Origin of the sequence: Serratia sp. LACPHL-BACT-2024-00286 (assembly GCF_043109535.1) — a bacterium.
In the GTDB taxonomy this organism is placed as follows: domain Bacteria; phylum Pseudomonadota; class Gammaproteobacteria; order Enterobacterales; family Enterobacteriaceae; genus Serratia; species Serratia sarumanii.
The window spans coordinates 436,141-449,123 of sequence record NZ_JBICNA010000004.1 but is presented as its reverse complement, the minus strand read 5'-3'; the positions used below and the strand labels follow the sequence as shown (position 1 = coordinate 449,123).

20 protein-coding genes are annotated in these 12,983 nt (G+C 59.0%); all 20 read left to right on the top strand.

The window, feature by feature from the left end; genetic code table 11:
• Positions 1 to 35: 35 nt before the first annotated feature.
• The 20 genes from ACF8MC_RS14750 to ACF8MC_RS14655 all read left to right on the top strand — a co-directional run bounded on the left by ACF8MC_RS14750 (position 36) and on the right by ACF8MC_RS14655 (position 12,953).
• On the top strand, positions 36 to 1,247 hold the full coding sequence (locus ACF8MC_RS14750) for a phage major capsid protein, P2 family (protein ID WP_033649038.1): 1,212 nt from the start codon (positions 36 to 38) through the stop codon (positions 1,245 to 1,247).
• 2 nt (positions 1,248 to 1,249) lie between these two features.
• Positions 1,250 to 1,909, top strand: a complete 660-nt coding sequence (locus tag ACF8MC_RS14745) for a terminase endonuclease subunit (protein ID WP_033649039.1) — start codon at positions 1,250 to 1,252, stop codon at positions 1,907 to 1,909.
• 93 nt (positions 1,910 to 2,002) lie between these two features.
• Complete coding sequence (locus ACF8MC_RS14740) at positions 2,003 to 2,491, top strand: head completion/stabilization protein (protein WP_033639340.1); 489 nt, start codon at positions 2,003 to 2,005, stop codon at positions 2,489 to 2,491.
• Complete coding sequence (locus ACF8MC_RS14735) at positions 2,491 to 2,694, top strand: tail protein X (protein WP_015379118.1); 204 nt, start codon at positions 2,491 to 2,493, stop codon at positions 2,692 to 2,694. The genes ACF8MC_RS14740 and ACF8MC_RS14735 overlap by 1 nt, the downstream gene beginning before the upstream one ends.
• 4 nt (positions 2,695 to 2,698) lie before the next feature.
• Positions 2,699 to 2,908, top strand: coding sequence for an HP1 family phage holin (locus ACF8MC_RS14730; protein ID WP_031231709.1), 210 nt, complete (start codon positions 2,699 to 2,701; stop codon positions 2,906 to 2,908).
• Positions 2,892 to 3,404, top strand: coding sequence for a lysozyme (locus ACF8MC_RS14725; protein WP_033649040.1), 513 nt, complete (start codon positions 2,892 to 2,894; stop codon positions 3,402 to 3,404). Before ACF8MC_RS14730 ends, ACF8MC_RS14725 begins: the two co-directional genes overlap by 17 nt.
• The gene (lysB, locus tag ACF8MC_RS14720) at positions 3,401 to 3,829 is read left to right on the top strand and encodes an Rz-like lysis system protein LysB (protein ID WP_033649041.1); all 429 of its coding nucleotides are present in this window, start codon (positions 3,401 to 3,403) and stop codon (positions 3,827 to 3,829) included. Before ACF8MC_RS14725 ends, lysB begins: the two co-directional genes overlap by 4 nt.
• On the top strand, positions 3,723 to 3,953 hold the full coding sequence (gene lysC / locus ACF8MC_RS14715; RefSeq protein WP_230199994.1) for an Rz1-like lysis system protein LysC: 231 nt from the start codon (positions 3,723 to 3,725) through the stop codon (positions 3,951 to 3,953). The genes lysB and lysC overlap by 107 nt, the downstream gene beginning before the upstream one ends.
• On the top strand, positions 3,925 to 4,398 hold the full coding sequence (locus ACF8MC_RS14710; protein WP_033649042.1) for a phage tail protein: 474 nt from the start codon (positions 3,925 to 3,927) through the stop codon (positions 4,396 to 4,398). The genes lysC and ACF8MC_RS14710 overlap by 29 nt, the downstream gene beginning before the upstream one ends.
• Positions 4,385 to 4,831: a phage virion morphogenesis protein gene (locus ACF8MC_RS14705; protein ID WP_033649043.1), complete on the top strand. Its 447-nt coding sequence runs from the start codon at positions 4,385 to 4,387 to the stop codon at positions 4,829 to 4,831. The genes ACF8MC_RS14710 and ACF8MC_RS14705 overlap by 14 nt, the downstream gene beginning before the upstream one ends.
• A 72-nt stretch (positions 4,832 to 4,903) precedes the next feature.
• Complete coding sequence (locus ACF8MC_RS14700) at positions 4,904 to 5,533, top strand: phage baseplate assembly protein V (protein WP_033649044.1); 630 nt, start codon at positions 4,904 to 4,906, stop codon at positions 5,531 to 5,533.
• Between the two features lie 10 nt (positions 5,534 to 5,543).
• Positions 5,544 to 5,684: a hypothetical protein gene (locus tag ACF8MC_RS14695; protein ID WP_154231760.1), complete on the top strand. Its 141-nt coding sequence runs from the start codon at positions 5,544 to 5,546 to the stop codon at positions 5,682 to 5,684.
• The gene (locus ACF8MC_RS14690; RefSeq protein WP_033649045.1) at positions 5,681 to 6,031 is read left to right on the top strand and encodes a GPW/gp25 family protein; all 351 of its coding nucleotides are present in this window, start codon (positions 5,681 to 5,683) and stop codon (positions 6,029 to 6,031) included. Before ACF8MC_RS14695 ends, ACF8MC_RS14690 begins: the two co-directional genes overlap by 4 nt.
• A 4-nt stretch (positions 6,032 to 6,035) precedes the next feature.
• A complete protein-coding gene (locus ACF8MC_RS14685) occupies positions 6,036 to 6,944 on the top strand; it encodes a baseplate assembly protein (protein WP_033649046.1) in 909 nt (302 codons plus the stop codon).
• Complete coding sequence (locus ACF8MC_RS14680; protein WP_033649047.1) at positions 6,937 to 7,470, top strand: phage tail protein I; 534 nt, start codon at positions 6,937 to 6,939, stop codon at positions 7,468 to 7,470. Before ACF8MC_RS14685 ends, ACF8MC_RS14680 begins: the two co-directional genes overlap by 8 nt.
• 9 nt (positions 7,471 to 7,479) lie before the next feature.
• Entirely contained in the window at positions 7,480 to 10,098 is a 2,619-nt protein-coding gene (locus tag ACF8MC_RS14675) for a phage tail protein (protein WP_050438975.1), read from the top strand.
• A gap of 1 nt (position 10,099) precedes the next feature.
• Complete coding sequence (locus ACF8MC_RS14670; RefSeq protein WP_033649048.1) at positions 10,100 to 10,645, top strand: tail fiber assembly protein; 546 nt, start codon at positions 10,100 to 10,102, stop codon at positions 10,643 to 10,645.
• Between the two features lie 276 nt (positions 10,646 to 10,921).
• Positions 10,922 to 12,091 carry a phage tail sheath protein gene (locus ACF8MC_RS14665; RefSeq protein ID WP_140926691.1) on the top strand — a complete coding sequence of 390 codons (1,170 nt, stop codon included), beginning with the start codon at positions 10,922 to 10,924 and terminating at the stop codon, positions 12,089 to 12,091.
• A 15-nt stretch (positions 12,092 to 12,106) separates the two neighbouring features.
• The gene (locus ACF8MC_RS14660) at positions 12,107 to 12,616 is read left to right on the top strand and encodes a phage major tail tube protein (RefSeq protein WP_023447563.1); all 510 of its coding nucleotides are present in this window, start codon (positions 12,107 to 12,109) and stop codon (positions 12,614 to 12,616) included.
• Between the two features lie 55 nt (positions 12,617 to 12,671).
• Positions 12,672 to 12,953, top strand: a complete 282-nt coding sequence (locus ACF8MC_RS14655) for a phage tail assembly protein (protein WP_033639350.1) — start codon at positions 12,672 to 12,674, stop codon at positions 12,951 to 12,953.
• Positions 12,954 to 12,983 lie beyond the last annotated feature (30 nt).

The window sequence follows — 12,983 nt, the reverse complement described above, 5'->3', positions numbered from 1 at the left end:
AAACCCGATAAAACCGAACAAAAACAGGAAGAAAAATGCGCAAGCAAACTCGTTTTAAATTTAATGCGTTTATGTCTCGCCTCGCCGAACTGAATGGCGTAGCAACCGGCGATCTGGATAAAAAATTCAGCGTTGAGCCGTCCGTCACGCAAACCATCATGACCCGCGTACAGGATTCCTCCACGTTCCTGACCCGTATTAATATCCTGCCGGTTAAGGAAATGAAGGGAGAGAAAGTCGGTTTAGGTGTGAGCGGCTCCATCGCCAGCACCACCGACACCGCCGGCGGCGATGAACGCGAAACGGCCGACTTTGCCACGCTGGACAGCGATGACTATTTCTGCCAGCAGGTGAACTACGATTTCCACATCCGCTACAACACCCTCGACCTGTGGGCGCGTTATCAGGATTTCCAGACCCGCTTACGCGATGCGATTGTGAAACGTCAGGCGCTCGACCGCATCATGATCGGCTTTAACGGTACGCACCGCGCCAAAACCTCCAACCGCGTCAAGTTCCCGCTGCTGCAGGACATTGCGCCGGGCTGGTTGCAGAAGTACCGCGAGAACGCGCCGAGCCGCGTGATGAACAAAATCGTGGGTATGGACGGCAGCGTGGTGTCTGAAAACATCCGCGTGGGTGCCGGTGGCGATTACGCCAACCTCGACGCGCTGGTGATGGATGCCACTAATACCCTGATTGCACCGTGGTATCAGGAAGATCCTGAGCTGGTAGTGATCTGCGGTCGTCAGCTGCTGGCCGACAAGTATTTCCCGCTGGTCAATCAGGAACAGCCCAACACCGAAGCGCTGGCCGCCGATCTGATTATCAGCCAGAAGCGCATCGGCAACCTGCCCGCCGTGCGTGTGCCGTACTTCCCGGCGGATGCGCTGCTGATTACGCGCATGGATAACCTGTCGATCTACTGGCAGGAAGACACACACCGCCGCCATATGGTGGAGAACGCCAAGCGCGACCGCATCGAAAACTATGAGTCCATCAACGAGGACTATGTGGTGGAGGATTACGCCTGCGGCTGTCTGGTGGAGAACATCGAGCTGTTGGCCGTCAAGCCGACCGAGCCAAAAACCAAGGCCGCACTGCCGACCTCCGGCGATGACATTAAGGCGCTGGCCGGTGCCATTGTTGAAGCGGTGAAGGTTGCCACCGCTCCAGCGGAGCCAGTCGCCGAAGTGAAAGACCCGGAGGAAGCACCGGCAGACGACAAAGCGAAAGGCGGTAAATAACCATGACCAGCCCTGCCCGCCGTCACCTTATGCGCCAGTCAGCGGTCGAGGCCGCGCAGCGGGAGAATGACCCGCTGCGCCACGCCAACGGCTATGAACGGATGATGCTTAAACTCAATGAAGATAAGCGAAAGCTCAAACAGGTGCGCTCACAAGAGCGTAAGGCCGAACTCAAGCGCCAACTGCTGCCGGACTATGCCCCCTGGGTTGCCGGTGTGCTGGCCGAAGGTCGCGGCGCGCAGGACGCCATTCTGATGACGGTCATGATCTGGCGTCTGGATGCCGGGGACATTCCCGGCGCGCTGGACATCGCCCGCTATGCGCTGCGCTACCAGTTGGCGCCGCCGGGCAATTTCGCGCGCTCCACGCCATACCTCATCGCAGAAGACGTCGCCGAGTCTGCCACCCGCGCCTTTGAGGCTGGGGAGCCGGTCAACATTGACCACCTCACGCAGACGATGGAACTCACCGACGCAGAAGACATGCCCGACCAAGTGCGCGCCAAGCTGCACAAAATCACCGGGTACGTCTTGCGCGCGGCGGGCAGGGCTGAACTGGCATTGAACCACCTTAAGCGTGCGCTGCAGTTGCATAACGGCTGCGGCGTGAAAAAAGACATTGAACGGCTGGAGCGGGCAATACGCACCGCCGCCAGCCGCTGACAGAACGCGCCCCGCGCCGGGCGGCACGACGGCCGCGACAGGTTTCACCTCGTCAACGCCGTCGTCCACCGCCCCCTAACTTTCTGAGGTCATATGAGCACCGTTGTGATCCAACGGCCACGCCCGGACGCGCCAGCACCGCGCCCGGAGGATGAGCCGATCGTTAAAAACGTCTTTTTCTGGCCGGACATTGACCCGGCGGACGTGCGCGACGTGATGCGCATTGAAGGCACTATCACCGCCCCGCGCCTGCGGCTGGCAATTAAAAGCGCGATCGCGGAGGTCAACGCCGAGCTGTTCACTTTCCGCCGCGACCAGATGGCCGACGGCTATCAGCGGCTTGAGGATGTGCCGGGCGAACAGCTTGACGGCGAAAGCGTGCGGGTGAGCGAATACCGCAACGCCGTTAGCGCGATGACCATGGCGACGCTCTCGGAGCAATACCGCAGTTTCGACACCACCGCCACCGGCGGCCGCAAGGCTGATGTGGTCGAAGCCTCGATCGGCGAGCTGTGGCGCAACGCCCGCAACGCGATCAGTAACGTGGCCGAGCGTAGCCACTGCATCATCGGGCTGCTCTGATGAGAGTCTACGCCCTGCAGGGCGACACCGTTGACGCGATTTGTTGGCGCTACTACGGGCGCACGCAGGGCGTGGTTGAGCAGGTCTATTCGCTAAATGAAGGGCTGGCCGCTGCCGGGGCGATTTTGCCCCACGGCCACCCGGTTGAGCTGCCGGACGTGACCGCCGCACCGCAGCGTGAAACCGTCAATTTATGGGATTAAAAACATGGAGCGCATCACATCATTTTTAGCCTACGCGGTGGCGATGTTCCTCGCGTGGATCGGCAAATATTCGCCGCAGGACATCGCTTTTATGGTTGGCGCCGCCGTCGGTGTCGGCACATTTCTCGTTAACTGGTACTACCGCCGCAAAAGCTACCAGCTGTTGAACAAGCTAGGCGTTAGCCGGAGGGTTTACGATGAACTCAATCGCTAAACGCTGCAGTGTGGCCGCCGTGCTGGCGCTGGCGGTGCTGCTGCCGCAATTCAGCGCGCTGCAGATCTCTGAGGCTGGGTTGCGACTGCTGGCCGATTTCGAGGGCTGTCGTTTATCGCCGTACCAGTGTCAGGCGGGCGTCTGGACAAGCGGCATTGGCCACACGGCCGGGGTAAAGCCCGGCAAGGTTATCAGCGAGCGCCAAGCTGCCGTTAACCTCATCGCCGACGTGTATCGCGTGGAGCGCGGCATAGGGCGCTGTATGCCTGTCACGATGCCGCCGCCGGTTTATGACGCGGTGGTGTCCTTTGCCTTTAACGTTGGCGTCACGGCCGCCTGTGGCTCTACGCTGGCCGGTTTCATCAAGCGGCAGGACTGGCGCAGCGCCTGCCAACAGTTGCCGCGCTGGGTGTTCGTCAACGGCGTCAAATCGCCGGGGCTGGAGCGGCGCCGGGCGGCGGAGCTGGCCCACTGCCTGATCGGGGCCGCGCCATGAGCCGCGCGATCGGGTGGTTTCTGGTGCTGGCGCTGGTCGTCGCCGGTTGGATGAAATGGCAGGTTGTCACGTTGGGTGAACGGCTGGAGAGCGCCCGGCAAGAAAACGGCCGGATAGCGGCGGCGCTGACGGATACCCGCGCGGCGATCGACACGCTGCAGGCGGCGGCCGGTCGGCTGGCGCAGGAAGAGGAAAAGTTAAGGGACGATCTCGCCGCCGCGCACCGGCTGGCACTGACGCGCGAGCAGAAAATACAGAGGTTACTCAATGAAAATCAGCAATTACGGGACTGGTTTAACACTGCTTTGCCTGCTGACGTTGCCCGGCTGCACCAGCGCCCCGGCTTCACCGGCGCCGCGGATTATCTACGTTGGCTGTCCGAAAGTGAGTCTGTGCCAAATCCCGGCCAGCCGCCCGGCGACTAACGGCGATCTGAGCGCCGATATTCGCCAGCTTGAAAACGCCTTGGCGGCCTGCGCGGTGCAGGTCGAAACGATAAAACACTGTCAGGAACAACACGATGTTAAAACCGCAACAGCTCCGCGCTGAGCTGACAAGCTGCCTGCCGTGGCTACAGCGCAACCCTGAAAATCTGCAAGTGCGGGTAGAACGCGGCAATGTGGCCGCCACGCTTGCCGCCTCGCTGTCCCATGAGTACCGCTATACGCTTAACCTGCTGTTTTTGGACTACACCGGCGATCTGGATTTAATCATGGTGCCGATTCAGGCATGGCTACGAGAGAACCAGCCGGACATCATGGCAACCGAGGAAAAGCGCCGCACCGGGATCACCTTCGCGAGTGACTTCAACAACAACGGCTCTTACGATTTCAGCGTATCGCTGCAGCTGACCGAGCGTGTCGTGGTCAGCGAACAGAACGGAGCACTACACGTTAAGCACCTGCCGGAGCCGCCGTTACCGGAGGACATCACGCGGCCGATGCAGCTCTTTGTTCACGGTGAATTAGTGAGTGAATGGCATGAGCGAGCTTAATCCCTTTGACACCCGGCTTGCCGGGCTGATTGCCAAGCTGTCGCCGCAGTCGCGAAAGTCGCTGGCCGTTGCCGTGTCAAAGCGCCTGCGCGCCGGTCAACAGCAACACATCAAACGCCAGCAGGCGCCGGACGGCACACCCTACGCGCCGCGCAAAACTCGGCTTCGAAACAAAAAGCGCCTGCGCGATCGGGCAATGTTCTCCAAGCTGCGCACGGCCCGTTACCTGAAAGCCCAGGGCAACAGCGATGCGGCCGTGGTTGAGTTTGTCGGGCGGGTTCAGCGTATGGTCAATGTGCATCATTTTGGCCTGCGCGATCGGCCGACGCCGCACAGCGATGCGGTAAAATATGAGGCCCGTCCGTTGCTGGGATTTGGCCCGGATGACGTCAAAATCATAGAAACGGCCGTGATAGAACACCTCGCAGAATAACCCCCTGTTGTGCCTCCGATCTTCCAACCTCATCGCGTTGTCGCCGCCCGCGCCGGGCGGCATCCTTCCAGCATGAACAATCAACACGACATTTTGCGCCTGCTGCGCAACCTGATCCGCATCGGCACCGTGAGCACCGTTGACCTTGATAACGGCCTGTGCCGCGTCGAAACCGGCGGCAATCTTACCGACTGGCTCAACTGGCTAACCTGTCGCGCCGGGCGTACTCGCAGCTGGTCGGCGCCTTCTGTCGGTGAGCAGGTGCTGATCTTTGCGCTGGGTGGCGAACTCGATACCGCGTTTGTGCTGTGCGGCATTTTCTCTGACGACTTCCCGGCCCCGTCTGCGTCGGCGGATGCGCTGCATATCGCATTCCCTGATGGCGCGGTTATCGAGTACGAACCGGAAACCGGCGCGCTGAGCGTGTCAGGGATTAAAACCGCCGACGTGCAGGCGTCGGAGTCCATCACCGCCAGCACCAAAGTGGTGATCGTTACGGCTGACAAAATCACGCTCGATGCGCCGGAGGTGGTCTGCACCAACAAACTCACCACCGGCACGCTGGAAGTGAAAAAAGGCGGGGCGATGCACGGGAACATTGAGCACAGCGGCGGCTCGTTCTTATCCAACGGCGTTGTTGTTGATATGCACACCCACGGCGGCGTCCAGACCGGCGGCGGGAGAACCGATAAACCCTCATGAGGACACCAGTATGAAAACCCTATCAGTAATTTTGGCCGCTCTTGTTTCTCGATTGGGTGCTGCGATTGCCTTATCGGGCGCTGTCATGCTGGCACTTAATGGAGTCTCCGGCTGGGGCTGGTTCTTGTTTATCGGGCTGCTGCTGTCATGAACAGCGCTAAATATATCGGCATGAACCGAGGCACCGGCCGCACGCTGACGGACATCGAGCATATTCGCCAGTCCGTGGCGGACATCCTGATCACGCCGCAGGGTTCGCGCACGATGCGCCGGGCTTACGGCTCGTTGCTCTCTGAGCTGCTCGACCAGCCGCAGAACGACGCGCTGCGCCTGCAGATTATGGCCGCCTGCTATAGCGCGATTTTGGCGTGGGAGCCACGCGTCAAGCTGACCGGCATCGCTTTTAATACCACTTTTGACGGCAAGATGGTGATCGACATCACCGGCACCCGCACCGATGCCCCCGGCGCGCTGTCGCTGTCTGTTCCTGTGAGCTGAAACCATGGCAACGATTGACCTTTCACAGCTGCCCGCGCCGATCGTCGTTGAGGTGCTGGATTATGAAGACATTTTGGCAGAGCGTAAGGCGACGCTGATTTCGCTTTACCCGGAGGAACAGCGGGAGGCCGTCGCGCGCACGCTGGCGCTGGAGTCGGAGCCGATCGTTAAGCTGTTGCAGGAAAACGCCTACCGCGAGGTGATTCTACGCCAGCGCGTCAACGATGCCGCGAAAGCGGTGATGCTGGCGTATTCCACCGGCGAAGACCTCGACCAGCTCGGCGCCAACTTCAACACGCCGCGACTGGTGATCGCCCCGGCGGATGAGAGCACCATTCCGCCGACACCTGCAGTCATGGAAGCGGATGAAGATTACCGCCTGCGCCTGCAGGATGCTTTTGAAGGCATGAGCACAGCGGGATCGGCCGGTTCCTACCGTTTTCACGCCCGCTCGGCTGATGGCCGGGTGGCCGATGTGACGGCAATCAGCCCATCACCGGCTAATGTGACCGTCACCGTGTTGTCACGAGACGGCGACGGCACCGCCAGCCCCGAACTGCTGCAGGTTGTCCGCGATGCGCTGAATGATGAGGACGTGCGCCCGGTTGCCGATCGCGTCATCGTGCAAGCGGCAAAAATAACCCGCTATGGCATTGTTGCCACGCTGTTTCTCTATCCCGGCCCGGAGGTTGCGCCGATCCTCACGGAGGCCAAACAACGTTTGCAAAATTATGTACTGACCATGCGCCGCTTAGGCCGCAGTATCCGGCGCTCCGGCATCATTGCGGCGCTGACCGTGGAAGGTGTTGAACGTGTTGAGGTTGCTCAACCGGCCACCGACATCGTGCTGGATAAAACGCAGGCGGGTTACTGCACTGGCGTGAACATTACCCCAGGGCGCGCCGATGACTAACCGTCTATTGCCTGTCGGCTCATCACCGCTGGAAGTTGCCGCCGCCGCCGCGTGTGCCGAGCTGGAGCGCGTGCCGGTTCCTCTGCGTGATTTGTGGAACCCGAAAACCTGCCCGGTGCATCTGCTGCCCTATCTTGCGTGGGCGTTCTCTGTCGATCGCTGGGATGAGGCGTGGCCGGAGGACGTCAAGCGGGGCGTGGTTTCGGCCGCGTTCTATATCCACCGGCACAAGGGCACCATCGGCGCCGTGCGCCGCGTTGTGGAGCCGCTTGGCTACCTGATCAACGTTATCGAGTGGTTCCATACCGACGGCGCCGATCCGCCCGGCACCTTCCGGCTGGATATTGGCGTGCTGGAAACCGGCATCACCGAAGAAATGTATCAGGAAATGGAGCGACTGATCGCCGACGCCAAGCCCCTGAGCCGCCACCTGATCGGCCTCAACGTTTTGCAGGACATCCCCGGCCGGATTTACACCGGCGCGGCCGCCATTGATGGCGATGTCATTACCGTTTACCCCGGGTAAGAGAAAATCATGAACAAATACAAAGCGATTATTACCACCGCCGGGGCGGCTAAGATTGCCGCCGCCAGCGCGGGCGGCACGCAGTTGAAAATTGTCCGTATGGCCGTCGGTGACGGGAACGGCACGCTGCCGACACCTAACCCGGCCCAGACCAAGCTGGTCAACGAGAAATACCGCGCCGCACTCAACGGGCTGACTATCGATAAGGCGCTGAAAAATCACATTCTGGCCGAGATGATTATTCCGGCGAACATCGGCGGGTGGTGGTTGCGTGAAATGGGCCTCTATGACGAGGCCGGGACGCTGATTGCCGTCAGCAACATGGCGGAGAGCTACAAGCCGAAGCTGGAAGAGGGCAGCGGCCGCACGCAGACGCTGCGCATGATCCTGATTGTCAGCAGCACCGAGGCGGTGCAGGTGATCGCCGGTGGCGACACCGTGCTGGCGACCAAGGATTTTGTGGCCGACGCGATCGCCGCGCATGAGAAAACCCGAAACCACCCGGACGCCAGCACCACGGCGAAAGGGCTGGTGCAACTGAGCAGCGCGACGACCAGCACCGATGAAACGAAAGCCAGCACCCCGAAGGCGCTTAAAACTGTCAGCGATGCCAGCATGAAAAAGGCCGCCAATCTGTCCGACTTGCCCGATAAGGCCGCCGCGCGTGGCAATCTGGCGTTAGGTACGGCCGCGACGAAAAACGTCGGGGTGGCTGGCGGGCAGTTGATGGAGGTCGGTGCGTTTGGATTGGGAAGCGGCTCACGCCACCGGGAAGATGCTTATTGTAATCAGGGGGAAATCTATCGGGTTAATGGCTCATCAAAGAATGCACCGGGCGGCGATGTTTATGGCGTGCTGAGTTTGCCCTGCGACGGTGGCCCGTCGGGCGCGTATATGGCAGTACAAAACAACGGAAACGCATTCTTTGGCCGTTCAAATATCGCGGAAAACGGTGTGACTTGGTTTCAGGCTTACACCACCAAATTTAAGCCGACTGCGGCAGACGTCGGGGCATGGAGCAAAACAGAAGCCGATGGCCGTTTTCTGATGCTTTCCGGCGGCACAGTAAAAAAACTGGCGATTAAGTCCGGCAACGCGGAAACAGAGGGGAGCACACTCAATATTGAGGGAAATCAGCATACGCCCTTAGTGATGAGCCGTCTTTCTGCTCAGGGAAATTTATCTATCGGCTTCCAAGTCGCCGGAAAGGCGTTAATGCGACTTGGTGTTGGGGCTGATGACGAGTTGCACTGGGGGGCTGAAGCTAATCAGGCGTCGAACCCGCGCATTTATACGACGGCGAAGCCACCGACCGCCCAAGAAACAGGGGCGTTGACGGATGCGCAGGCCGTGCAGAAATACGCGCTGCGCTCTATCAAAGTCAACGGTAAGCCGCTGAGCGGCGATGTCAATCTGTTGGCCGGTGATGTCAAGGCATGGAACAAAACCGAAGCGGATGGCCGCTATGTAAAACAGACCGGCGACACGATGAAAGGGGCGTTAACTCTGCCGCGTATCGTATTCCCGAACGAAAATACCGCCAATGCTGACGATGACTTAAATCGCGAAAATGGCTTTACCGTTGAGTCATTGGTTGCCACTACCAATAAAGGCTATCCCGTGCCGGGCGGCATGGGGGTGTTGTTTACTGGGAAAGTGAACGAGTTCCGCAATGTGCAATTTGCCGTAGGCTCCGGCGATATGGCGTTTTATTTGCGCTCGATGCGAAAAGACAGTGCGGCTTCGCTCCGCTGGGCGCGAGTTTATACGACGGACTACAAACCAACGGCGGCCGATGTTGGCGCCCTGACTGACGCGCAGGCCGTCCAAAAATACGCACTCCGATCCATCAAGGTGAACGGTAAGCCACTGTCCGCTGATGTGAATTTGTTGGCCGGTGACGTTAACGCGTGGAATAAGACAGAAGCGGATGGCCGCTATTTGGCTAAAACCGGCGGCAATATTACGGGCGGGGTATCGTCAAGCTCCTGGGTATCTGCTGCGGCGCTGACATCGGATTATCACGGCACCGGCGATAACACGAATAAAGCCCCGGAAGGCGCCGGAGCGTACAGCAATCAGCTTGGCACGCGCGCGCCTTTTTACCAGACTGATTTTCAGTGGGAAGCAAACAGCGGCGCGATTTATGTGCCACTGGTGAAAGGTAAATCGACGCGTAAGGGCAAGGGCTGGCCGACCGCAGTTAGCTATGGCTATTTGATGCCGGGCGAGAATATGCATGCTCACCCCGTTATTCATGCGCTTGGTGATGGAGTGGAAAGTATTTGGCAGTTTAATACTCAAACTGGCGGCATTATTAGTGGGAAAATGGGCGAGTTCGCCAGTCAGGCATGGGTTAACAATGGGTTGAATGGTCGGGTTGACTGGCCCTCCTTTAATCAGCATGTGGGCGCCAGAGCGACAATTGACTGGGTTAATCAGAACTTTATTCAAAATGTCAGATACAGCGCGGAAATGCATGTCGGCGCGACCGGGATTTATACCTATCACGATAATACCGTACTAACCGGTTTCAATAACAAAGACGGCGATTACTCTGCTGAAGAGCTGTTTTGGAGCTACATCCAAATTTATAAAAATGGTCAGTGGATCACAGTAGGACGATAACATGAAGAATATTAAAAACTTTCAGCTCGGCGAGCCAAAAACACCGGAGCAATTAAAATTACGCAATCAGCATAATGCCATGTTCCTTTTCTCTGAAGATGGTAATGAGTGGTATCACTGCCAGAAAGATTTTGCGGAGGATACGATAAAAGTTGCCTACGATGAAAAAGGGATTATCCGCAGCATTGCCGCCAACAACGATATTTCTACGTTGTGGCCTGTCGGGTTAAGCGTCGCGGAAGTGGCAAACACAACCGCCAATCGCCGGGCCGATATTTCCGGTGGTTGGGTATTTGATGGGAAAGCCATTGTTAAACGCAGTTATTCGCCTGACGAATATCAGGAACAAGCGAAAAAGGAACGGGTTGCCCGCATTGCGGCGGTGGCGCGGCATATCGCGCCATTACAGGATGCGGTTGATTTGGACATGGCGACCGAGGAAGAAAAAGCGCTGTTGGCGGACTGGAAAAAATACCGTGTGATGCTAAATCGTCTTGATATGACGTCGGCCCCGGAAATTGACTGGCCGGTGGCGCCCGGCGCCTAAGAAAAAAGCCCGCAGCGATGCGGGCTTTGTGTTTGCGGCTTTCCCTGATGTTGCCGCGTCTTTGCCTTTCGACCTTACCCCGCCCGGCTAAAATCCGTCCAATTGATTGCATAGATCAATAAGGCGTTATTGATCGGCGCAAACGATCGTCATTCCCTCAAAAATCCCCAATCCGTCCCGGCCTGTTGTCTGGTCGGCCTTCCAGCACCCACCGCGTGCGGCCCGGCGCGCCGGGCGTCATCATGCCTGCACCTACTCACCACCCGGAGCAAATTAATGGGCGATTATCATCACGGCGTGCGCGTCGTCGAAATCAACGACGGCACCCGCGTTATTTCCACCGTATCGACGGCAATCGTCGGCATGGTCTGCACGGCGGAGGATGCCGACGCGTCGGTTTTCCCGCTTGATACCCCGGTACTGATTACTGACGTGCTGGCCGCCTCCGGCAAGGCCGGTAAAAAAGGCACGCTGGCGGCGTCGCTGCGGGCGATCGCCGAACAGGCGAAGCCGGTCACGGTAGTTGTCCGCGTTGCCACCGGCAAAGACGCGGCGGAAACCACCTCCAATATCATCGGCGGCGCGAACGCTGAAGGCCGTTACACCGGCATGAAAGCGCTGTTATCTGCACAGGCTGAGCTGGGCGTTAAGCCGCGCATCCTCGGCGTGCCGGGGCTGGATAATCAGGAGGTCGCGACGGCGCTCGCCGGGATTTGCCAGCAGTTGCGCGCGTTCGGCTATATCAGCGCCCACGGCTGCAAAACCGTGCAGGAGGCTACAAAGTACCGCGACAATTTCAGCCAGCGCGAGCTGATGCTGATCTGGCCGGATTTTGTCAACTGGAACACCACCGCCAACCAGAGCGACATCGCCTACGCCACCGCCCGCGCGCTGGGCCTGCGTGCCAAAATTGACACGGAAACCGGCTGGCATAAGACGCTTTCAAACGTCGGCGTTAACGGCGTGACCGGCATCACCGCCAGCGTGTTCTGGGATTTGCAGGCGCCTGGCACCGATGCTGACCTGTTAAACCAAGCGTGCGTCACTACGTTGATCCGCAAAGACGGCTTTAAATTCTGGGGTTCCCGCACCTGCTCTGATGATCCGTTGTTCCTGTTCGAGAACTACACCCGCACCGCGCAGGTGCTGGCCGATACAATGGCCGAGGCGCACCTATGGGCCGTTGACCGCCCGGTAACGCCTACGCTGGTGCGCGACATGATTGACGGCATCAACGCGAAATTCCGCGAGCTGAAATCCGCAGGGCTGATTATCGACGGTACTTGCTGGTACGACGAAAGCGCCAACACCAAGGAAACCCTGAAGGCGGGCAAGCTGTTTATCGATTACGACTACACGCCGGTGCCTCCGCTGGAAGATTTAACCCTGCGCCAGCGTATCACCGATCGCTATCTGGCGACGTTTGCGGCATCCGTGAACCGCTAAAGGAGACGTTAGAACATGGCACTGCCGAAAAAACTGAAATACCTGAACCTGTTCAACGACGGCTACAGCTATATGGGCGTCGTGTCCTCGCTGACGCTGCCGAAGCTCACCCGCAAGCTGGAGAAATACCGGGGCGGCGGCATGAACGGTGCGGCCTCCATCGATATGGGGCTGGACGATGACGCGCTGGCCGTTGAATGGTCGATGGGCGGCATTGATGAGCTGGTGTTGAAGCAGTGGGGCGCCGTCGATGCTGTGCCGCTGCGCTTTGCCGGTTCCTTCCAGCGTGACGACACCGGCGAGGTGTCCGCTGTGGAAGTGGTGATGCGCGGCCGCCACAAGGAAATTGACTTTGGCGAGTACAAGCAGGGCGAGGATACCGAAACCAAGGTATCTACCGAGTGTACTTACTTCAAGCTGACCGTGGACGGCAAAGAGCTGATCGAAGTCGATACCGTGAACATGGTCGAAAAGGTCAACGGCGTTGACCGGCTGGCCGAGCATCGCAAGGCGATCGGCCTGTAATTTTTGCGCCAGCCCGCCGGGCTGGCCCTTTTCCCCCCTGATTTGAGAGAACACCATGAAAGACGCAAAAGAAAATACCGTTACCCTCGAAACCCCGATCCAGCGCGGTGAAACCACCATCACCGAGGTGCAGGTGATTAAACCTAACGCGGGCGCGCTGCGCGGCGTCGGGCTGGCGGCGATCGCCAACGCCGACGTTGACGCGCTGCTGGTTGTGCTGCCGCGTGTGACCGTGCCGAACCTGACAAAAGAAGAATGCGCGCGCCTTGAGCTGCCGGATTTGGTGGCGCTGGCCGGGAAAGTGGTCGGTTTTTTGTCGCCGAACTCGGCGGCGTAATCCCCGACGCCCGGCTGGGCGTTGATGACC